The 19,799-nt window shown below is 67.6% G+C and carries 21 protein-coding genes and 2 pseudogenes; 9 read left to right on the top strand and 14 right to left on the bottom strand.

Going from position 1 to position 19,799, the window contains the following annotated elements; genetic code table 11:
* Window positions 1-63 precede the first annotated feature (63 nt).
* From OG753_RS04170 to OG753_RS04150, 5 genes and pseudogenes are all read right to left on the bottom strand, one after another.
* Window positions 64-320: pseudogene (locus tag OG753_RS04170) on the bottom strand (transposase); the annotation flags it as partial.
* Between the two features lie 70 nt (window positions 321-390).
* The gene (locus OG753_RS04165) at window positions 391-924 is read right to left on the bottom strand and encodes a hypothetical protein (protein WP_405787213.1); all 534 of its coding nucleotides are present in this window, start codon (window positions 922-924) and stop codon (window positions 391-393) included.
* A gap of 403 nt (window positions 925-1,327) precedes the next feature.
* Window positions 1,328-1,495 (bottom strand): hypothetical protein, encoded by a 168-nt coding sequence (locus tag OG753_RS04160; RefSeq protein ID WP_405787212.1) that lies wholly within the window; start codon window positions 1,493-1,495, stop codon window positions 1,328-1,330.
* Between the two features lie 75 nt (window positions 1,496-1,570).
* Window positions 1,571-1,834, bottom strand: coding sequence for a DUF6225 family protein (locus tag OG753_RS04155; RefSeq protein WP_405787210.1), 264 nt, complete (start codon window positions 1,832-1,834; stop codon window positions 1,571-1,573).
* 357 nt (window positions 1,835-2,191) lie between these two features.
* A complete protein-coding gene (locus tag OG753_RS04150; RefSeq protein WP_405787209.1) occupies window positions 2,192-2,536 on the bottom strand; it encodes a hypothetical protein in 345 nt (114 codons plus the stop codon).
* 98 nt (window positions 2,537-2,634) lie between these two features.
* Between OG753_RS04150 and OG753_RS04145 the strand changes: the two genes are divergently transcribed.
* Complete coding sequence (locus OG753_RS04145; RefSeq protein WP_405787207.1) at window positions 2,635-3,117, top strand: transposase; 483 nt, start codon at window positions 2,635-2,637, stop codon at window positions 3,115-3,117.
* Entirely contained in the window at window positions 3,114-3,695 is a 582-nt protein-coding gene (locus tag OG753_RS04140) for a transposase (RefSeq protein WP_405787206.1), read from the top strand. Before OG753_RS04145 ends, OG753_RS04140 begins: the two co-directional genes overlap by 4 nt.
* A 19-nt stretch (window positions 3,696-3,714) precedes the next feature.
* Here the strand turns inward: OG753_RS04140 and OG753_RS04135 are convergent, their stop codons facing one another.
* From OG753_RS04135 to OG753_RS04110, 6 genes are all read right to left on the bottom strand, one after another.
* Window positions 3,715-3,993 carry a hypothetical protein gene (locus OG753_RS04135; protein ID WP_405787204.1) on the bottom strand — a complete coding sequence of 93 codons (279 nt, stop codon included), beginning with the start codon at window positions 3,991-3,993 and terminating at the stop codon, window positions 3,715-3,717.
* A gap of 75 nt (window positions 3,994-4,068) precedes the next feature.
* Entirely contained in the window at window positions 4,069-4,278 is a 210-nt protein-coding gene (locus tag OG753_RS04130; RefSeq protein WP_405787203.1) for a hypothetical protein, read from the bottom strand.
* A gap of 299 nt (window positions 4,279-4,577) precedes the next feature.
* A complete protein-coding gene (locus tag OG753_RS04125) occupies window positions 4,578-4,970 on the bottom strand; it encodes a hypothetical protein (RefSeq protein WP_405787201.1) in 393 nt (130 codons plus the stop codon).
* Window positions 4,971-5,665: 695 nt separating this feature from the next.
* On the bottom strand, window positions 5,666-5,959 hold the full coding sequence (locus OG753_RS04120; protein ID WP_405787200.1) for a hypothetical protein: 294 nt from the start codon (window positions 5,957-5,959) through the stop codon (window positions 5,666-5,668).
* Window positions 5,960-6,254: 295 nt separating this feature from the next.
* Window positions 6,255-6,521 (bottom strand): hypothetical protein, encoded by a 267-nt coding sequence (locus OG753_RS04115; protein WP_405787198.1) that lies wholly within the window; start codon window positions 6,519-6,521, stop codon window positions 6,255-6,257.
* Between the two features lie 93 nt (window positions 6,522-6,614).
* Entirely contained in the window at window positions 6,615-6,968 is a 354-nt protein-coding gene (locus tag OG753_RS04110; RefSeq protein WP_405787196.1) for a hypothetical protein, read from the bottom strand.
* Between the two features lie 237 nt (window positions 6,969-7,205).
* On the opposite strand from OG753_RS04110, the pseudogene OG753_RS04105 reads away from it, so the two are divergent.
* Window positions 7,206-7,749 (top strand): annotated as a pseudogene (locus OG753_RS04105) (IS701 family transposase); the annotation flags it as partial.
* Between the two features lie 122 nt (window positions 7,750-7,871).
* Here OG753_RS04105 and OG753_RS04100 read toward each other — a convergent pair.
* Window positions 7,872-8,552, bottom strand: a complete 681-nt coding sequence (locus OG753_RS04100) for a hypothetical protein (RefSeq protein ID WP_405787195.1) — start codon at window positions 8,550-8,552, stop codon at window positions 7,872-7,874.
* A 91-nt stretch (window positions 8,553-8,643) separates the two neighbouring features.
* Between OG753_RS04100 and OG753_RS04095 the strand changes: the two genes are divergently transcribed.
* Entirely contained in the window at window positions 8,644-9,330 is a 687-nt protein-coding gene (locus OG753_RS04095; RefSeq protein WP_405787193.1) for a hypothetical protein, read from the top strand.
* A gap of 181 nt (window positions 9,331-9,511) precedes the next feature.
* Here OG753_RS04095 and lanM read toward each other — a convergent pair whose 3' ends face one another.
* Window positions 9,512-12,388 carry a type 2 lanthipeptide synthetase LanM gene (gene lanM / locus OG753_RS04090; RefSeq protein ID WP_405787192.1) on the bottom strand — a complete coding sequence of 959 codons (2,877 nt, stop codon included), beginning with the start codon at window positions 12,386-12,388 and terminating at the stop codon, window positions 9,512-9,514.
* Window positions 12,389-13,234: 846 nt separating this feature from the next.
* On the opposite strand from lanM, the gene asnB reads away from it, so the two are divergent.
* Genes asnB through OG753_RS04065 form a run of 5 tightly spaced genes read left to right on the top strand, consistent with a single transcriptional unit; the run spans window position 13,235 to window position 18,844 of the window.
* The gene (asnB, locus tag OG753_RS04085; protein ID WP_405787190.1) at window positions 13,235-15,403 is read left to right on the top strand and encodes an asparagine synthase (glutamine-hydrolyzing); all 2,169 of its coding nucleotides are present in this window, start codon (window positions 13,235-13,237) and stop codon (window positions 15,401-15,403) included.
* Window positions 15,404-15,414: 11 nt separating this feature from the next.
* Window positions 15,415-16,452 (top strand): diiron oxygenase, encoded by a 1,038-nt coding sequence (locus OG753_RS04080; protein ID WP_405787189.1) that lies wholly within the window; start codon window positions 15,415-15,417, stop codon window positions 16,450-16,452.
* Complete coding sequence (locus tag OG753_RS04075) at window positions 16,449-17,693, top strand: MFS transporter (RefSeq protein ID WP_405787187.1); 1,245 nt, start codon at window positions 16,449-16,451, stop codon at window positions 17,691-17,693. The genes OG753_RS04080 and OG753_RS04075 overlap by 4 nt, the downstream gene beginning before the upstream one ends.
* Window positions 17,694-17,749: 56 nt before the next feature.
* A complete protein-coding gene (locus tag OG753_RS04070) occupies window positions 17,750-18,028 on the top strand; it encodes a PqqD family protein (RefSeq protein ID WP_405787186.1) in 279 nt (92 codons plus the stop codon).
* Window positions 18,029-18,055: 27 nt separating this feature from the next.
* Entirely contained in the window at window positions 18,056-18,844 is a 789-nt protein-coding gene (locus OG753_RS04065; protein ID WP_405787185.1) for a nucleotidyltransferase domain-containing protein, read from the top strand.
* Between the two features lie 82 nt (window positions 18,845-18,926).
* On the opposite strand, the gene OG753_RS04060 is transcribed toward OG753_RS04065, so the two are convergent.
* A complete protein-coding gene (locus tag OG753_RS04060) occupies window positions 18,927-19,697 on the bottom strand; it encodes an ArsR/SmtB family transcription factor (RefSeq protein WP_405787184.1) in 771 nt (256 codons plus the stop codon).
* Between the last annotated feature and the right edge of the window lie 102 nt (window positions 19,698-19,799).

Raw genomic sequence — 19,799 nt, 5'->3', positions numbered from 1 at the left:
CGCTCGAAAGAATGCAGTTGTTGAAGGCGGCTGACGAGGCCTTCAACACCGGGGCCTGTCAATCCATGCTGCCCGGTGGGTCAGCCAAGGATGCAGTCGATCCCACGCCTGCGCGGCAGCTGTCCGTACCGGTCGGTGTCCGTGACGGTCACCGCGGTGACCTCGCCCCAGGCCTCGGGCCGGCCGAAGACGAACTCACCGCCGTGCTTGGGCGGTCGACCGCCCTGCGGCGGGCAGATCCACGGCACCGGGACCGGCTTGCGCATCACCCGGTCCGAGCGCAGCCAACCCAGCACCTCGATCGGCAGATCACTCAGGAGAGAGGGGCGACGCCGAGGTGCACGGTGCGGCTGGACGGGCAGGCATACCTGCCCGGCCAGTCGTCCGCGGCTACTGCACCTTCCACTTCAGCGGTTCCTGGTAGTAGCCCTGGGAGTAGGTCACCTTCCCGACCTTGGCATCCGCGGGGATCAGGTACGGGGCGCACCGGGTGTGGCTCTCGCCCTCCTTGAAGACCGATTCCCCGTCGTCCTCGACGCAGTCCTTCGGCCTGGTGCTCAGATCCCCGAAGACGAGCAGAGGGGTCGCCTTGCGGCCGCTGTCCGTCTCGGCACCGATGTCCTTCATGATCATGGGGCCCTTCACCGGATCCCCGCCCACATGCCGCGCGTCCACGTACACCCACGCCACCTTCTGGCCTGCGAACTTGCCGTCCTTGAGCTCCTGCAGATCCTCCGGCTTGCCCTCCACGACCTTCTGCGGGGTGAGCAGGAACTTCCCCGTCTTGTTCCCCCGCGATATCTCCTGCTCCTTCTGGCTGGGCTGGCCGAGCACGAGCTCCTGCGCGCCCGCCGTGGAGCCGGACTTGGCGGCCCCACCCGGCGAACCGCCTGCTGTGCCGCTGCATCCCGTCGTCAGAGCCACACCGCCAAGGAGAGCGGCGGCCACCAGGCCCATGCGCCGCGGGCGTCGAATACTGTGCCGAGTCGTCATTGCTTCCTGCCATCCGAACGTGAAAACCACTGGTCGTGGCCATCGTGCGCACACTACTTCGGCCGTACGACAGCGACCGGAGCTCCTCCCTTCACGCGGGCACCAACCCGTCGGCGACCGCCCCCGCGCCCCGCCCCGCGGGCCCGCCGCCGATGGAGCAGCGCGAGGGACGCCTGGCAGGGCAAGAGCCAGCCGCAGGCGAGAGCATCCCGAAGTACTTCGAGCGGAAGAGCTTGATCGACTAGCTGGACCAGCATCTTGTCGGCGGGCCGGCCACGGACAGCGTGGAGTACGCCGACCTTGCCGAAGCCCCGCACGCCGACATCGACTTCGATCAGCTCGCCGCCGAGTCGGAGGAGCGGATCGCAGCGGCCGCTAGGCCGCCGGGCATCGCGCCGCGGAACTGCGCGACCGGCTTCGCGAGGGAGCCCAGAACCGCGCCGCGGCCCCACAGCGGCCGGACGCACCCCATCAGCACGAGCAGGCCCAGTCCGCCGCCCACCAGCACAACATCACCGGCGGGCGCACGCCCGCTCAGTAGCCCTCGCACACCAGCGGTGTTCGGCTGGCGACGTGGTCAGTCCACGTCGAGGTGGTACGCGCCTGCCGCGGCGTCTGCGAAGAGCGTGAAGCGGACCTGCTGCGGAACCGTCTCGGCGCCGTCCGCCTGCTCAACAGGCTCAGCATGAACCAGCACGAACTCGTCGTAGCCGCCGGTGAAGTCCCCCGGCACATCCGCCACTCCGACGTGCACGGGGGTCTCGTCGGGAACCTCGGTGAGAGCGGACCGCAGCTGCCCTGCCGTCCAGACCTGCGGCGCGTGCTCGAACATGTCAGCCATGAGGCCAGAGGCTAGAGCGCGAGGTAGCCCGCCGTGCCGCGCCGCGCCGGTGAGAGAAGCTCATCGGCTCCGAAGTCGGGACTCGTCGGCGTCCGCCGTGTGCGGACCGTACGCTGGTCGAGCCGATGGCCAGGGTTCTCTGGTCCCGTGGGGCCCGCCGAGTGAGATCCGGGTCCCACAGTCGTTCCCGGACCGCTACAGGGTGAGTATCGTCACGGCCGGTTCCACGACGTCGGTGATGCCCGGCACGCTCACGATGCCGTCGTCGGCGTCCGTGAGCGGCGGCCTGGACCCGCGCGGATGCCGTCGCTGAAGCTGACCTCCCAGCGCGGCGGCATCGTGGCGCCTGCGGCGGTCCTACCGCAGACGTGGAGCCTGCCGCTGAGAAGGGTCCTGCTGGTGCACCTGCAGGCCCTCGAAGACCTCCTGCATGGTCGGGGGCGCAGGCAGTGCGCGGGCACGTTCAAGGCCCGACGCCTTGAGCTTGGCGGCCATCGCGGCGATCTCCCCCTCGCGGCCCGAGAATGGGTCGTCCGACCGCCGCGGGAGCTGGCCGGGCAGCAGCTCACCGTCCCGGTCATACCGCGCGGCGTACTGCGGGCTGGTGTTGCGCGCCTCCCTCGGCGCGACTGCGGCGTCGATCGGCAGGCTGAAGCCGGCCTCATGTGTGGTCCACGGCCGCCCGGGGGACCGCCAGGACATGCCGGTCAGCTCCACCCCGACCCCCGGCGAGTTGACATACTGAGGATTTTGGCGCTGTGTCGGCTGACAGTTCTTGATCGTCGCGGTATGCCGGTTGCATGAGGTATCCGCAGGGAGGGGGTCTGACGTCGGAACGTCAGGCTTTCCGGGAGAGCCTTCGCCTGGACGCTGTCGTGCTCTTCGGTAAGGGCGTGTCCAATGCCGTGATCGCGAAGCGATTACGGGTCACCGAGCGCTCAGTGCAGAGATGGAGGAAAGCCTGGAGTGAGAACGGTCCTGACGCTCTGCGCTCGAAAGGGCCGATGTGCCGGCCGAAGATCAGCCCCAGTCAGTTCAAGGCCCTGGAGACCGAACTGGACAAGGGTGCCGTTGCCCATGGATGGCCGGACCAGACCTGGACCCTGGCCAGGATCCAGAGCATCATCGGCCGCAGACTCCACAAGAGCCTCAGCATCGCGGCGGTCTACCAGACCATGCGACGCGGGGGCTGGAGCCGGCAGGCCCCGGCCAGACGCGCACTGGAAAGAGACGAAGCCGCCGTGGCCGGCTGGACGAGAGACGTGTGGCCGGACGTGGAATGACTGCGGCGGCGCTCGGGGCCTGGATCGTCTTCGAGGACGAAGCCGGCTTCTCGATGACGCCGCCTTCCCGCGCCACATGGGCCCGTCGCGCACGCACGCCCACCGTCCGCATGCGCGGCTGGACCCGATGCCGCGTGACGCTCGCCGGAATGTGCTGCTACAAACCGGGTGAGCGCTCACGGCTGATCTACAAGCTGCACGTTCACAACCGGCGCCCGGTCAAGGGCCAACGCCGCAGTTACAGCTCGAAGGACTTCCGGCGGATGATCGTCGCCGCCCACGGCAGCCTCAAAGCACCCATCGTCCTCGTCTGGGACAACCTCAACACACACCGCACCAAAGACATGCGCGACTTCATCGCCGCGACCGAATGGCTCACCGTCTACCACCTGCCCGCCTACGCACCCGACCTCAACCCCGTCGAAGGCATCTGGTCAGCACTCAGACGCACCCACCACGCGAACCACATCTTCACCACCCCCGAGGACCTCGTCCACGCCCTCCGAACCGGCCTGAGACGCCTCCAACACCACACCGCAGCCATCAACGGATGCCTCACCGCCACAGGCCTCACATGACGACACCACGACAAAAACGTCAGTAGGTCAGCCAGGTCGCCCGCAGATCGTGAGGCGGAACCTCCTGCCCGGCCGCCAGCCGCACCCGGAACGACAGGTGGGTGACCTCGTCCTTCCCCAGGATCGGATCGAAGACCTCCTCGTGCGCCATGTCCTCGAACGCGGCCTGCTCCGTGGTGTTCCAACCGGCACCGTAGGGAAGGTTGCCGTGACCGATGTGGTCCAGCAGCATCTCGGCCCGCTCGCCCCCGCCGCGCCGCCCATCGTGCACCAGCCGGTGCAGCCGGGGCGGCAACACCAGCCGAAGCCCCCCGTACAGTTCCTGCACCGCCGGGTCAGGGCCCTGAGCGGCAGCCTCCCGGAAGGCAGGCACCTACTCCTGCGCCTCAGCCTCCAGCCGCTCCCCGTACCGGTACTCGGCCGCGCGGTGCCCATCCAAGTCGAAGTGCCGGTTCAAATAGGCAATCTTGGCCCGCTGCGCCGCCACCTGAACGGCGTCGAAGTACTGCGCCCACTCCGACGGAGGCCGGTTGTGGATGTTGCGCTCCGGCGCCGGGTCGGTGTACCGATCCCACCACCGCACGCCGTCCGGCCCCGGCAGCCATGGTCAATCCACGCCGTCGGGTACGCCGCATACAGCGCGTCCGTCATCACCGCGCCCAGATTCCGACGCTGGAACCCGGGCTCCACCTCGACCGCCCACACCGACACCGCCTGTCCGTCGCGGTGGACGAGGAAGTCCAGCCGTCCGGCCCGCTCGCCAACGACCATGGCCAGCACCCGCCTCGGCGTCCACGCCACGGGGATCTCGACCTTCCAGCCGGTCAGCCACAGAGCGACACCCGCCTCGTCGAGCCGTGCCTCGGCACCCGCCACGACGGGCTACTCCCGCGCAGCGGGCAGCCCCACGGAGGCGACGAGCCGGCTGCTCACCCCGCGGACGCCGGGCAGCGCTGATACGGCAACAGCCACCGACTCCTCCACCTGCCGCGCGGTCGCCGTGCCCGGCAGACCAGGAACCGCATCCGCCTCGACCTCAAGCTCGACCTGCACCGTGACCGAGGCGGGCCGCCCCGCCGGCACCGGCTCGGGGGAGGGGTGCGTGACCACCTGCGCGGTGCACGAGACGTCCCCGCCGCGCCCGGGCTGCATGACAGGACCGAAGATCACCTCGGACACGCCGCTCAGCACCTGCATCAGCCGACTCACCTCGTCGGCCGGACCAGTCAGCTGCACCTGCGTAATTACCGGACCCGACACGCCCATGGCACTCATCAACTGCTCCCTGAGATCGCCCAACCCCGCCCCCTCCGGGCCGGGTTACCCGCAGGGAGCGACGACCTGCGGCCCCCTGCGGTCAGTCTCGCAGGGCACCGCGGCCGCTCAGAGGTGAGCCTGCCGGGCTTCCGGGCGGAGCGGCGAAACACCGGCCGGCAGATGCCAGGCCCCGGCATACCGACCGTGCCGCGCGTTCCGGCAGACGGGAAAGGACTGCCCGCCCGGGCATCCGCCGGGCCGGAGCCGGGGCACACCGCACCGACGACTACAGCGGGCCGCCAGGTCGTGCCTGCGGCACCGAGCCTTGAACCAGGCTGGAGTATGTCGGGGCGCGGCCCCCGTCGCGGCCCTGGTGGCCAGGGCCGCACCCCCCTGCAGACGACGCTACCCGCCGAGCAGGTGCCGACGCCGCCACATTTCGGCACCTGCACCCCGACGGAGGTGCTCGTCAGCCATCGCCCTTCACCGCGGCCCCGCGGATGCGTCGGGTGAGCCCGTTGAGGACCGAGCGAGCCCACCCCACGGGCGGCTGAAGGGAGGCGGTCTGCAGAGCCGGCTGGTGTTGCGCGGAAACCCACCCCACCAGCACGCGGGCGACAGGGGAAAAGGCCGCAGCCAAGAAGACCGCCGCGAAGAGCAAGCCGCGCCGTAGCGCCTGACCGCGACTTCTGGTTCGTTGGCCTGGAGTTGGATCACGCGCTCGGAGAGGAGGGTGGGGACGCCTTGGCGCGCCACCGCCTCACCGTGGTGACGCTTACACCGATCCGCTCGGCCGCGTGCCGGCCCGGGAGGGTCCTTGTCGCCTCGATCGCGTCCGTCATGGAGGCGAAGCCGGCGTCGCGGGCCTTCGCCTCCATGACGGCAGTGCGGGAGGACGGCAGGGAGGCCCTGGCACGCCACCTCTTGATCGTGCTCATGCCCACGCTGATCCGCTCGGCTGCTGCCGAGATCGGCAGGGTCTTTGTCGCCTCGATCGTGCTTGTCATCGAGGCGAAGCCAGCGTCGCGGGCTTTGGCTTTCAGGGCGGTGCGCAGCGCGGCATGGGCGTGGGTGAGGCTCCGCCGAGCTGCAGCCGCCCGGTTGGCCCGCACTGACGGCAGGTTGGCCGTGGCCGCGCGCGCCTCCTTCGACCGGCGGTACAGCTCGTCCGGGGGTAGTGCCGCGCGCCGGGAATGGTGAAGGCCTGCGCGGATTTTTCGCGCCGGAACCGCTTGAGGCTTGCGTGGAAAGCCCTCTGTCACCGGGTCAGCGGCAGCACCTTGAGTGCTGTGGGCCGGAAGGTCAGGAGCTGACGGCGTGCCTGCGTCGTTGCAGGATCCACTGATGAACAGGCGGTGTCAGGACGGCGCCTACGATGAACCCGAGTGCGACGCTCTGGCTCGCGACCGCGATGGTCCCGATGATTGCGCACAGGACTATGCCGGTCACAATCAGACCGATGATCTTAAATCGGCGGGACAGCTGATTGAGCCATTTCACCGTCGAGAGCATCGTGAGATATACGGTGGAGCCGAAAGCGGCCGACGCCAGGGCGGTTAGAGTATTCATTCAGCAACCTTTCAGATTCGGAAGCCGACATGTGTTTCCGGCCGCCACGGTCGGCCGTACTCCCTGTTCGGGTTCACTTGGCTGCCGGTCTGTTTACCTGCAGTATCCGTCGTCGGCGCTGCCGCCGTAAGTGCCGCTTCCGGCCACGGCTGCCGCCGGTGACAGGTGCGCCAGAGCGGGGTTGACCTTAAACTTGATGCACTGATCGGTCGCGACTGCGTACCCCGCGAGGGACCGGCCACCGACGACCGCGGCCGGGTGCGGCAGCCGGGACACGACCGTTCCGCCGAGCGCGATGACCTTGGTCTCACTCTTGTTGAAGTACACGGTGCCGCTGATGATGCCCCAGGTGTAGTGAGGGTCGGCCACCACGGGGTAGGCGGTGTCGGGGCCAGTTTCGATGGTCTGGACGAGGGTGTTGCCGTCGAGGCTGTAGCTCGTGGGCACGGCCTTGCCGTTCGCGTCCTTCGCCCAGGGAGCGTCGATGCTGGACCTACCTGGACGAACATCTGTGGCATACGTGCGGCGTCCTCGCGGATCTAGTGAGCGGCAGGTTACAGAGGCGCCCACGTCTCGCTACTTACGCGCGGCTTGCTCCGAATGAGCGTGTCCTGGCGGTGGGGTCAGCTCAGCAGCTGACTTGGCGCGCCCGGGGGAACGGCAGCTACCCGCACACGAACGTGGTTGCATCGCTTCTCGCGTGTCAAGCCGAGGCGTCGTAGGCGGGACTACGTCCGTGGTCTGCTCGGGCCGGTGGGCCGCAAGAATTCCTGGCAACTGGCCGAGTGAGCAGGGCACTGCACGCCGGACGGACTGCAGCACCTCCTGGCGAAGAGCCGGTGGGAAGCCGACGAGATCCGCGATGACCTGCAGGGTTACGTCGCCGAGCATCTTGGCGCCGACGGTGGTGTCCTGATCATCGACGACACCGGCTTCGTCAAGAAGGGCATCACCTCGGCCGGGGTGCAACGGCAGTTGCTCCGGCACCGCCGGCCGCACCGAGAACTGCCAGATCGGCGTCTTCGCCGCCTACGCCACCGCCCTGGGCCACGCCCTGGTCGATCGCGAGCTCTACCTGCCCAAGTCCTGGACCGACGACGCCGAACGCTGCCGCGCTGCCAAGATCCCCAGCGAGCGCAGCTTCGCGACGAAGAACGACCTGGCCCGCACCATGGTTCTGCGGGCACTTGCCTCTCCGCTGCCCGTGGCCTGGGTCGCCGCGGATGCCGCAATCAGATGTTCGGGGAGTACCTCACCACAGGCCTCGATGTCGCCTCTCTCCTGGTCGCTCTGGACACCCCTACCTGACCGTATAGGGGTTGAAGATCGTCCTCAGGCCATAAGAACAAGCTAAGCCGCTTCCCACTTGAAGCGGCCTTCGAGTCGGTCCGGACTGAGGTAGGCGTAGCCGCCACCGTCAGCGAAGTTGAGGAAGTAGGGGTCGCCGTCCCCAGGGCCGAGTTTGAAGAAGAAGCGCCACGGAGCCTGATATCCCGACCAGTCGGGATACGACGGCCGCCCACCTATGTAGTTATCGACGAAGAGCACCCCGTCCTCATCCAGCTCCGCCTCCAGCTCGTCCGCCACCGGTCGGAAATCGATCCGGAACTCGACGGGCTCCCTCTCCTCCTCCGCATCGAAGGCCCACAGGGAGCGCCCCATAGTCCCGGGCGGTCCGATGACGGCGAAGTCAGGGATCCGGCCGCCCGGCTGTACAAGGAGTACGGCCTCCCCATCGTCGGCGTCGATGCCGCCAGTTTCATAGTCGTCGTACGAGAGAAAGAGGTACGCCATCCGCGGCTCCTCGCCGGGCTCGCCCGGAACAGGGAACTGGCCGATGAAGTCCAGCGGGACTCCCGTCCTGGGGGCCACCGGCCAGTTGGGCTCGCCCAGCCAGAAGGGTTCACCGCCCAGTTTTGCGACGGGCTCGACTACGGGGGCCTTGGCCGGCACGAGGCGCATCTCGAACCGGGGGAGGTACGCGGTGTCGTACGGGCCTTCGGCTCCCAGGACGGGACGTTGGACGTTCATGCCGGGACCCTACGTCCGAGCTCTGACGCTCGAAGAGCCTGGGGGCACCCCGGTACGCCCTGGCTTGGGTGTGGCTCCTTTCCGGGGAGAGTTGAGCTGGGGTTTTGGTGAGGGGTGCACCGCCTCCCTGATCCACGATCCCGCCGACGTGATCGCCGAAGCGTTCGACCAGGCCGACGACCGCGACCCGGGCCGCTTGCGGCCCTGGCTCGTCCTCGTCGACGGCGCCCGCCACCAACTCGACCTCATCGAAACCGAGGCACGGCACCGCAACGTGAAGATCCACATCCTGATCGACTTCATTCATGTCGCCGAGTACGTCTGGACGGCGGCCCATGCCTTCCACCCCGTCGGCAGCATCGCCGCCGAGACCTTCGCCACCGAGACGCTCACCGCGATCCTGCACGGACACGCCGACCGCGTCGCGCACGAGATGACCACCCGGGCCGGGAAAGTCCAGCTCACCGGCACGAAACGCAACAGCGTCGACACCTGCGTGCGCTACCTGACCGGCCACCTCGACCAGCTCCGCTACGACATCGCTCTGAAGAAGGGCTGGCCGATCGCAACCGGCTCGGTCGAAGGAGCCTGCAGGCACTTGATCGGCGACCGCCTCGACATCACCGGAGCCCGCTGGGGCCTCGCCGGCGCCGAAGCCGTCCTCAAACTCCGCGCCGTCCACGCCAACGGCGACCTCTACGCCTACCTCGCCTACCACCACACCCGCGAGCACCAGCGCACCTACCCCGACCAGCACCACTACCAACTCGGCGCCTGATCAACAACCCTCCCTTGAAAGAAGCCGCACCCATCCGGGATGACTGGACTGGTTGGCGGCGCTGCCGCGGTGTCCCACGGATGGAAGGGGTGCGCGGGGGTGCGGGACGGCGCCTGCGCATGCCCGGGCGGCGCGGCCGGTGGTCTCCTCCCGCTCCGCGCACGACGACCGCGGCTGATGCCTACGGGACGGACATCAGCAGGACGCTCGGCACCCGGTGCGGAGACAAGATCCTCAGGAGGCCGTACCCGATTCCCGCCGCCCCGTCCAGAAGCCCGGGTGTCCATGTGCCCCGGGGAGCGCCGGTCACCACCCTGCCGGCGAGGACCCTCCGGGCCACATCCGCCGTCGCGTCGCGCGCGATGCGCAGCAACTCCTGGTCGCCCGTGTGATCGGTGGTGGTCAACAGCGCATCGACCAGTCCGAGGGCGCCGTGACAGATCGAGTCGTTGTCGACTCCTCGGGCCAACGCTGCTGCCACCGCCGCGGCGAGGTCGAGCCCGTGTGCTCCCTGGAACTCCGGGCCGTCGAGGAGCCGCCGACTGCCGAACGCACCCATGACGAGTCCCGCGTTTCCACGGCACCACGAGGCGCTGGCGAGACGCGAGCCGTCGATGAGCCCGCGTGCCTCACCTGTCCGGTCCAGCAGCGCCGCATCACCCGTCAGACCAGCGACGGCGGTCAGGGCGTGGGCCCGACCTGCCAGGCCGTGAGCGAACCCGGGGACGTCGGACTCCGTCATGTCGGACAGACGGGCCGCAGCCGCCCGGATGGCCTCCAGGGCCTGGGCGCTCGGCTCCGTCCGGTGAAGGGCGAGGAGGGCCAGCGCCGCCCCGGAGAGGCCGGTCGCAACGTCCAGGGACTGCGGTGCCTCGAAGGCCGCAGTGAACGCCGGCACGAGCCGGTGGGCGGCACTCAGGAGTTCCGGGGCGTTCCAGATCTCGGCAGCCCGGGTCAGGAAGTAGAGGACGCCGCCGAGTTCGGCGTACGCCCCGATGCCCAAACCCGCCAGTTCCTCCGGCTCGGGCATGTCGTCGGGGTCCAGCAGAGCAGTGAGGACGTCCTCGGCCAGCGCCCGGTAGCGGTCCGTCCCGGTCGCCCTGCTCAGCTCGGCGAGGAAGAGGGCGATGCCGCTGACGCCTCGGTCGAGTCCCATGCCGCTGGAGTCCACGAGCCAGTAGCGCTCGGCCACCATACGGAGCGATGGCCATTCGACGAGCCCGCCCTCGCCTCGGATCACCGAGTCGCAGATCCGGTCCCCGATGGCGCGGGCCGCGGCGAGGGCCAGCTCCGGATCGAGTCCGGCGTTCGCCGGAACAGGAGCGGAGGGAGCCGGCAGGCATACGTGGCCGCCCTCGTGGCGGGTGGCGAAAGAGGTCTCGATGAACCAGATCTGGTCCCGCAGATCCTCCTCCGAGAAGGACGCGAGGCGGTCCCGCACGAGGTCCGCGCCGGTGCGCAGGAAGAAGGGCTGCTGCAGAACCCCCTGGTGGTCCGCTATGTCGATGCTGTCGGGGGTGGTCTGGAAGGCGGGTATGTCGCCGGATGCGAGCTGGCGCCACTCGCTGTCCTCTACGGGGTGCCCGGCATCGTGTCGTGCAAGGCCACGAAGGTGGGCGTGGCGCCGGTCCGGATCCGTGAGCAGGGCCGGATCCCAGGACTCGGCGAGCACGGTGCGGTACTGGAAGGTGTCGCGCAGCACCGCCCGCACGGTGACCCCGGAGAACTGCGCCAGCGGGCCGTCGGATCGTGACAGCGTCGGACGCTGCGACAGCAGCAGGCGGTAGCAGTGGGTGAAGCCTGCGACCAGGTCGTCGGCCATCTCGTCCGGGGTGTGACGATGGCCCACGACGACGGGGCGGTTGCCGTACTCCCCGACGGGGTGGAACGCGGGGACCGGGGTCATGCGGTCAGTACCCGGATCGGTGTACTCGATGCGGGGGTGGGCCCAGAACTCACCGGGTCCCGCGCCACCGGCAAGGCCGCTCATCTCCATGGCCCGGACGCCGTGTTCGTCCGTGCGGACGATCCGGTGCGGCAGGAGACCCACCGCCAGCACGGATTCGCGTAGCCGGCGCGCGACCACGCCTTCCGCGTCGTCGAGCCAGCCCGGGTCCGAGGACTCCGCGTGGAACAGCGCCTCCAGGTCGAAGTAGACCGGGTGTTCGCCGACTGCCACCTGGTTCTGGAAGTGCATGTCGTAGCCGCGCAGCAGATGGAACACGGCGAGGAAGGCACCTTGCCGCCAGTAGAAACGCCGGAGGGAGTTGCGGTCCGGGCACGAGGCCGGCGCGTAGTGGGCCGACCATCCGTGAGTGCCGCGGTCGAGGACTCGCGCCGGCTGGAGACGGTGTGTCAGACCCTGGTCGCCAAGCCAGTCGACGAATCCCGCGAACGCCGCGTCGCACGCGAGGGAACGGGGCTTGTAGACGAGCTTGAGGCCCCCGCGGAAGGAGACTACGGCCACCGCTCGTCCCCCGTTGTGGGCATCTCCCGCCCCGAATTCGACGGCTTCGACATCGGCGGCGGACGTCGCCGTCACAGCAAGCTTCTGCCGGAGCAGGGGCAGGTCGATCAGCAGACGCGTCATGAATTCAAGACGAGATGCTGTCCAACGATCGAATTCCGCCACCAGTTCCTGGGCCAGCGCCGGATACTTCCGCAGCAGGGCCACCGCGGTCTCCGGCTCACGGAGCGAGGCGGTGAAGCGCTTGAACCCCAGCACTCCTGTGTCCAGCCCGTCGGGCTCGCGGCCCTCCCGAGTCGCTTTCAGCTCTTCCACCAGCATCGGCTTCACCATGGCCAGGAAGCGGGCAGAAGGAAGCGCGAGGATCGCGGGGAGGTCTTCCGGCCACGGCGCCCCACCCGCCTCACCGAGCCGTCGGCGCAGGTTCTCCCGCGCCGAGACGGCGAGCGGGCCGATCCAGCCCAGAAGCGCCAGATCCTCGTCGGCGGCTTCGCCCGGCCATGCACGGCCCGGCAGGCGATGGAACACGTCATGGAGGTCGCCCGCCGTGTGCACGGTTTCCGAGGACGAGAGGTCCTGGCGCTGCTTCACAATGTCACTCCGGAAGATGATGTCAAAGGGGGTACGGCCTTCGCCACCAACTCCGGCCGATACCAGCGGAAAGAGAAAGACATGCCAGGTATTCGGCTCGTCCGTCCTGGGGTGCCGCACACGCCCGGGGTGCGTCCATCTATACAACCCCGCACTCCGAGGGACAAGTGTGGGCTCATGTGGTGACGGGGTCGTCTCGAGGCGCTGTGGTAAAGCGCGATTCGGGCAACCTGATCGGTGGTTCGGTGAGAACCGAATCATCTGGTCGAGTCCGCTGTCGCCGTGGTTGACTTCGGTTGTCGGTGAAACGGAAGTCGGTGGCATGAGCGCCATTGGCCCTTTGCCGGCACAACATCTATAAGAGAGAGGTACTTTCATGCGTAAGTACGCGAAGCCCGTAGTCAAGACCGTCACCCAGGGCGCCGTTCTGCGTGGCACGGCCTGATCACGGCCGCCGGTGAGTGCGCCCGTCCATAGAGCGCACTCGCCATCTCAGGGGGGTGACCCCCGAACTTTTCGCAATTCATGTGCGATTCGGGCATACGGATCGGTGGTTCGGTGAGAACCGAATCATCTGGTCGGGTCCGCTGTCGCCGTGGTTGACTTCGGTTGTCGGTGAAATGGAAGTCGGTGGCATGAGCGCCATTGGCCCTTTGCCGGCACAACATCTATAAGAGAGAGGTACTTTCATGCGTAAGTACGCGAAGCCCGTAGTCAAGACCGTCACCCAGGGCGCCGTTCTGCGTGGCACGGCCTGATCACGGCCACCGGTGAGTGCGCCCGTTCATCGGGCGCGCTCGCCACCTAAATTCGAAACACGGTTAACGCGCCGCTGAAGGATTTCTCATGTGTGGACTCGCAGGATTTGCCCGGCTCGATGGACAGGACCTCGGACCGGAGTTCGACGGCCTCCTCAACAACTTTGCCGAGTTGCTGCACCACCGGGGCCCTGACGAGCGTGAGGTATTGCGCAGTGGCCCGGTGGGCCTCGCCTTCACCCGGCTGTCGCTGGTGAACCCGCAGGACGGCACCCAGCCGCTCGTCAGTGACGACGGCAACCTCGTGCTGATCGCCAATGGCGAGGTCTACAACCACAAGGAGCTGGCCGCCAGCCTTCCTTCGGACGTACGGCTGAAGACCGGATCCGACTGCGAGGTTCTGCTCTACCTCTACCGCAAGCACGGCCTGGATTTCCTCCGTGATGTGCGAGGCATGTTCGCGATCATCCTCTGGGACCGTGCCCGCGGACAACTCGTGCTGGCGCGAGACCGTTTTGGCATCAAGCCGCTGTACTACCACCGCACCAACGAGCGCATTGTCCTGTCTTCCGAGATAAAGGGCCTCTTCGCCGACCCCGCGACCCCTCGCACGTTCGCCTGGGACAAGGCCCTGTCCGTGCCCGCCGTCGCCGCTGCCCCCCGCTTCAGTGCGGAGCAGATGTGTACCTGGTTCGAGGGCGTGGAAAGCGTGCCTGCCGCCTCGGTCCTTCGTGTGGACCTCCGTGACGGCAAGACGGTGGAGCACTGCTACTGGGAACTGCCGACCGAGGCCGATGAGTCGACGAGTGCCGAGGGCTTCATCGAGCGGTACGGTGACCTGCTCGCGTCGTCGATCCGGGACTGCGCTACGGCCGACAGCGAACTGGGGCTCTTCCTTTCCGGGGGGATCGATTCGTCGATCGTCCTGGCCCTTGCGCGGGAGCAGGTGGACGAGCTGCACACCTTTACCGCGCTGAGTGGCGGCACGCGTGCGAACGGTGACGCCGAGCACTCCAGCTGGCTGGCAGGTGAGTGGGGGATCCCCAATCATCAGGTGCTCTTCGAGCCCGGCCTCACGCCGACGCCCGAGCAGTGGCGGCGCCTGGTCTGGCTCACCGAGAGTCCCATGGTCGGGCCGGAGATCTACTACAAGCACGAGCTCCACCGGTTTGCCCGCGAAGTACGGCCGGAGCTGCGCGGCATGCTGCTCGGCGCCGCCAGCGACGAGTTCAACGGCGGCTATTCCGAAGGTATGGGCGACGACTGGGCGGGTTTCCTCGACGGGCTGCGTAAAATGAACCGCGCGACGCGTCTCGACCGGAAATCCAGCCTCCGGTACTGGTGGGGTGAGGGTGAGGGGTTCTTGTCCGACGACGCCCTCGATTCCCTGGGCACCGCACAGGAAACCGACCTCTACGCGTCGTACGTGCTGTCCGAGTACCGGAAGGTCCAGCAGTACAACGTCTGGCACGAGGACCGGACCGCCGCCGGCAGCGGTGTCGAGGCCCGCGTGCCGTTCCTCGACCACCGGATCGTGGAACTCACCTCGTCCATTCCCGAACGTCTCCGTCCTCGGCTCCTGTGGGACAAGCGGATACTCCGCGAGGCCGTGGGTTCGCGGGTCCCGCGACGCATAGCCGAACGGCCGAAGGTCCCCTTCTTCTACGGTCAGGGAACCCACCACGCCTACGGCATGCTCGTGCGACTGATGAACGGCAACGGCCAGGAGCTGGTCGAGCGGGCATTGGCGGCCCCGGGCGCCGGCGCCCATCTGGATGCCGACAGGATCCGGCGGGGGCTGAAGGACTTCGCGGAGGGCACGAGTGATTCGCCCTCCGTGGAACTGCTGATGCGTCTCGTCAACATGGGCCTCCTCGCAGAGATGGCAACGTCCGCGCCGCGGTTGGAATCGATGGATGCGGGATCGGTGCGCACGGAACTCGGGGCGCACAGCAATCTGCTGGCCCAGACCCAGGAGATCTTCGAGCCGGGACGGAACTACGACCTGCAGGCTGTGCCGGTCCAGGCCGAGGGGCTCCTCCTCCTGTCCGACGCTGGCGGTGATCAGTACCTCGTCAACGACGGGCAGATCGAGTTCGTGCTCGAACCGGACAGCTTGATCGCCCGTGTGCTGCGGCAGATCGACGGGACGTCCACCCTGGCCGCGGCACTTCGCGAGGCAGGCGTCGAACTCAAGGCGGTGGAAGAGGAGCTGGGCTTGCTCGTCGACCAGCGTCTCGTCCTCTTCGCTGCATGACGGGAGCGCGAATGTACGTCCACCGGTTCGAGGAGCAGCTGCTCCGTGGAGATGCCGCCCAACGGCCGCGCGGCCCGAAGTACGTCAGTCGATTCGAACGCTGGGACGACCTGGCGAGTGTGCGGCGCCGCCCTCGTCGCCACTTCGCCGCCGCGGAGCTGGAACTCTACTTCCCGCCCGAGCTGTACCCGGTGGTGCGCCATCCCCTGGTCGAGGCGAAGGGGGGCGAAGTCGTCAAGGGACTGCTCCTGCAGCGGCTCTACGACTACATGGAGTTCACGACGGAGCTGGAGACCCTCGCGGTCATTCCCGTGGCCACCAAAATCAGCCGTGGACGTTCGGGGCTCCTCCTTCCCGGACGCATGATGTCCGACGCGTTCAAGATCGTTACAGACGAGACCTGGCACGCGCAGTTCTCTCACGAATTCACCTGTGAGATCGAGGCCAAGACCCGCGTGACGTGGTCACTCAGGGGGAGCCACGTCCCCCCTGCCTTTCTGCTGCGGCTCGACGAGATACGCGAACGGCTGCCGCAGAACCTCCGCGGCGTGGAAGGTTTGCTGTTCGCCATCGTGAGCGAGACCCTGATCTCGGGAATGCTGTCCCAGATTCCCCGCGACGACAGATTGCCGCTGTCGGTCCGCAACATCATCCGTGATCATGCGGAGGACGAAGGCCGCCACCACGTCTACTTCAGGTCGTTGCTCACCCATCTGTGGCCGGCGCTCGGGCGCGCCGAACGGGCAGCCGTCGGCCCGCTGATCCCCGAGATCGTCTATGCCTTCCTGGAGCCGGACTATGTGCAGACAGCACGTCACCTGCGGGACATCGGCCTGACAGGTGAGGAGATCCAGCAGGCCATTGCCGAGAGCTGGCCGGTCGGCCGGGTCCGGTGCGACGTGGCAGCAGCGGCAGCACAGCTGACGCGATACCTCGAAGAGGTCGGAGCGCTGCAGGACAAGGGCACCCTCGCCGCATTCGAGGGCGCCAAGCTGGTGGGCGCGAGGTACGAGGAGCCCGGAAACGTCGCCAAGGAGCTCGTGGGATGACAAGCACTCCAACGGTCACGGTGACCGCCACCGACTCCCGGGCCTTCTGGCGATTCTGGTCCGCTTCCACCGTGAGTCGCACCGGATCCAACATCACGGCGGTGGCCCTGCCGCTCGTGGCACTGATGACTCTCCATGCCACCACTCTCCAGGTGACGCTGCTGGCCGCCGCGAGCCAGGCCGCCTGGCTGCTCCTGGGGCTGCCGGCCGGAGTCATCGTGCAGAGGGTCCCGCTGCGTGCCTTGCAGGTGTCGATGGACCTGGTCCGGATGGTGGCCATGGGCTCCGTACCAGTGGCCTGGTGGCTGGACCGACTCACTTTCGGGCATCTGCTGCTCACGGCCCTGATCACGGGCTTGGCAACGGTGATTTTCGACATCGCCAATTCCACGTTCCTGCCGGCGTTGGTTTCCAAGGAGGAACTAACCGCGCGCAACAGCCTGATCTCGGGCACCGACGCGGTCACCCAGACCGGTGCGCCGTCGGTCAGCGGCCTGCTCATCAAGGCCGTGGGAGCCGTCGATGTTCTTGTGATCGACAGCATCAGCTACCTGATATCGGCCGTAACGTTGTGGACTCTTCCCGAGCGCAAGCCCAAGCCGCTGCCGCAGGTACCGGTACTGGCTCTCATACGTGAGGGATGCGCCTTCGTGATGCGGCATCCTGTGATGAGGCCGTGTGTGATTTGGGCCACAGTGAGCAACTTCTTCACCGCAGCCCTGATGGCTCTCACCCCGCTCTACCTTGTGCGAGAAGTGGGGGCATCGCCGGCCGTCGTAGGGCTGGTGATCGCCGCCGACGGAGTGGGGTCGCTCCTCGGTTCGATGGTGGCGACTCGCCTCTCGGTGCGGATCGGTACGGCACGCGCCATGATCGTGTCAGGGGTGCTCGGTGGCGCCTTTGCGCTGGTGATTCCGGTGACGACCTCGCTGGGCGATATCGGCTACTTTGTCATCGGCAATGCCGCAGTTTCAGTGGCCGTGGTGATCGGAAGCATTCTCGCGAGGACCCACAGGCAGGTCGAGTCGCCGCCGGAGCTCCTGTCGAGGGTCATGGCAACGGTGCGTTTCATTTCATGGGGAGCGCTTCCTGTGGGCGCCCTTCTGAGCGGCTTGCTCGCCGAATCGATCGGCCTGCGCCCGGCCCTGTGGATGGTATGCGCAGGATTCCTCCTCGCACCGGTCGTGCTCATCTCGAGCACCGTGCGAAAGCTTCGTGATCTGAGTGAGGCGCGGGTATGACAGCGCAGGTCGCGGACCCTTGCAGAAATGCTGCGAAGAAGGAGAGATCGATCCTCGTGAATGACGTCGTCAAACAAAGCGACTCCGTGCCCCGGCGGGTACTGGGGATCAGAATCCGCCGGATCAAGGACGACTTCCTGATCGGTGACGAGGACCGGGCGGTCCTCATGGAGGACATCGCCGCGTTCATTTTCGTCTCGGTGGATGGCCGCCGGAGCACTGCTCAGGTGGCGCGGCTGGTATCCCGGGAGTACGGGGTGGACGAGGAAACCGCTCTGGCGGATGTCGCAGAGTTCCTGGGCGACTTGACGGATCAGGGGATCATCGAATGGTGAGGCATGTTCAGGAGAGAGGAATGCGGGATGGAGAATAGGACCGAGAACGACTGGCTGGCTCCGCTGCGCGAGCGGGGTCTGATTCCAGAAGGGGCCAAGGCCGTATTCGTGGTCGGCTCTGTCGCTCGCGGCTGGCACAACCCGCGCAGCGACTACGACATCTACGTCGTCTCCGACCCGCTCTACGCGGCTGAGACGAGCGCGGCAGTTCCGGTACCACTGGAGCCCCCGTTCTTCAACGTCGAGGTCTTCTACGCGCAGGCGAAGCGCTGGGAGGTGAAGTACTGGAGCGACGCGCACATTGCTCAGATGCTGGCCAAGGTCTCGTGGGACGCGTACGAACGGGGTGGCATCCCCGGAAAGGTCCTCACGCCACTGGAGGAACTGACGCTCGCCCGACTCGGGAACTGCCTTCCCCTGATCGGCGCCGAATGGGTCGAAGAGCGACGGACCCAGCTCGGTGAGACGGCGTTCAGTTCGTTCGCCATCGCCCGCTCCCTGGGGGCGGCGGACACGTTGGTCGAGGACGCGCTGGGCCAGATGGAGGCCAACGACCTGGAGAGCGCGGTGCTTTCAGCCCGTCAGGCATTCGGCCATGCGGTTGACGCCCTCCTCGAAGGCGCAGGGGAGTTCGGCAGTCACCAGCCGAAATGGCGCGCCAACAGGTTCAAGGCTGCCACCCCGGGCGTTCTCACCTTCGACGAGTACTGGACCGTGGAGACCATGGCAACGTACGACATTGCCGACCCTCTCCCCTGGATCAAGAACGTGCTCGCCCTGTGCCAGGACATTGCGATGCGGGTGGACGTGTCCTGACGCCGGGGGCCGGCTCGCTCCGCTGTGCGGGGTGTCGAAGCCGGCCGCTCCTCGGTCCGGCAAGCGGTTCGCCCAGGGCACTTCAGCCCAATTGCCTCAGCAACGCGAGGCCGCTGTCGTCGAGCTGGTAGAAGACGCTCGCACCGATGCGTCGCTTCCATGCGACTCCGCTGTCGGACAGTACGGCCAAGTGCTGCGAGACAGTGCTCTTCGCCAAGCCCAGGGACTCCGCCACAGCGGTGGTCGTCATCGGCAGTTCGAGGGCTCGTACGACCTGCGAGCGTCCCTTCCCCAGCAGCAACGCCAGCCGGTCCTCGCTCGGGCCGCCGTCGTTCCCGGCCGTCAGGATCCGCAGGCGGCCTGTGGCTCGCGCCTGGTAGGACATGGCCACCCCGTCGTGGTTCTCGACCAGCAGTCTCAGACCGCCGGAGAACACGGTGGGGACGAGAAGCAGCCGGGAACGCGTGATCGTCAGATCCAGATCCCGGTGGTAGGGCACGGTGAGACGGGGCCTGGTCCACAGCACCCGGCCACCCAGCTCGCCGAGCATCGCCTCGGGTCCCTCGACGGCGAGCGTGCGGCCCCGGAGCAGGATCTCCTCCTCCAGAGAGGAGCGGATCCGGTTCCAGTGAGGGGCAAGCGCCCACTCCCAGTACCGCGCCAGCACCGAGCAGAGGTGGCGCTCATCCGGCGGGTTGCCCCGGGTGCGACGCAGGTGGTCCAGTTCAGCCGCGAACGTGGTCCGTGCGGGGTCGGGAAGGGGAACGAACTCGGGAATGAGGCGCGACAGACCGGAGCCGCGCAGAACCCCGGCCACATCGCGTGCCAGACCCACCGGCATGGTCAGACGCACCGTCCGCGCCCACTCCGCGTACGGTGAAGGGGCCTCGCCTCGGTATCGCGCCAGGAGACCGAGGCTGCCGAAAGTCTCCCAGAGAGGGCTGAATGTCAGGCG

Origin of the sequence: Streptomyces sp. NBC_00029, from assembly GCF_045160505.1 — a bacterium.
GTDB lineage: Bacteria > Actinomycetota > Actinomycetes > Streptomycetales > Streptomycetaceae > Streptomyces.
The sequence above is the reverse complement of the archived record's forward strand: the minus strand, read 5'-3'. Positions and strand labels throughout refer to the sequence as shown.

Excerpts from the sequence above, each read along its gene's own strand:
- OG753_RS04155 (WP_405787210.1), bottom strand. The coding sequence starts at position 1,834 with ATGGCTGACATGTTCGAGCACGCGCCGCAGGTCTGGACGGCAGGGCAG.
- OG753_RS04150 (WP_405787209.1), bottom strand. The coding sequence starts at position 2,536 with ATGTCCTGGCGGTCCCCCGGGCGGCCGTGGACCACACATGAGGCCGGC.
- OG753_RS04145 (WP_405787207.1), top strand. The coding sequence starts at position 2,635 with ATGAGGTATCCGCAGGGAGGGGGTCTGACGTCGGAACGTCAGGCTTTC.
- OG753_RS04140 (WP_405787206.1), top strand. The coding sequence starts at position 3,114 with ATGACTGCGGCGGCGCTCGGGGCCTGGATCGTCTTCGAGGACGAAGCC.
- OG753_RS04125 (WP_405787201.1), bottom strand. The coding sequence starts at position 4,970 with ATGAGTGCCATGGGCGTGTCGGGTCCGGTAATTACGCAGGTGCAGCTG.
- OG753_RS04120 (WP_405787200.1), bottom strand. The coding sequence starts at position 5,959 with ATGACAAGCACGATCGAGGCGACAAAGACCCTGCCGATCTCGGCAGCA.
- OG753_RS04115 (WP_405787198.1), bottom strand. The coding sequence starts at position 6,521 with ATGAATACTCTAACCGCCCTGGCGTCGGCCGCTTTCGGCTCCACCGTA.
- OG753_RS04100 (WP_405787195.1), bottom strand. The coding sequence starts at position 8,552 with ATGAACGTCCAACGTCCCGTCCTGGGAGCCGAAGGCCCGTACGACACC.
- asnB (WP_405787190.1), top strand. The coding sequence starts at position 13,235 with ATGTGTGGACTCGCAGGATTTGCCCGGCTCGATGGACAGGACCTCGGA.
- OG753_RS04080 (WP_405787189.1), top strand. The coding sequence starts at position 15,415 with ATGTACGTCCACCGGTTCGAGGAGCAGCTGCTCCGTGGAGATGCCGCC.
- OG753_RS04075 (WP_405787187.1), top strand. The coding sequence starts at position 16,449 with ATGACAAGCACTCCAACGGTCACGGTGACCGCCACCGACTCCCGGGCC.
- OG753_RS04065 (WP_405787185.1), top strand. The coding sequence starts at position 18,056 with ATGGAGAATAGGACCGAGAACGACTGGCTGGCTCCGCTGCGCGAGCGG.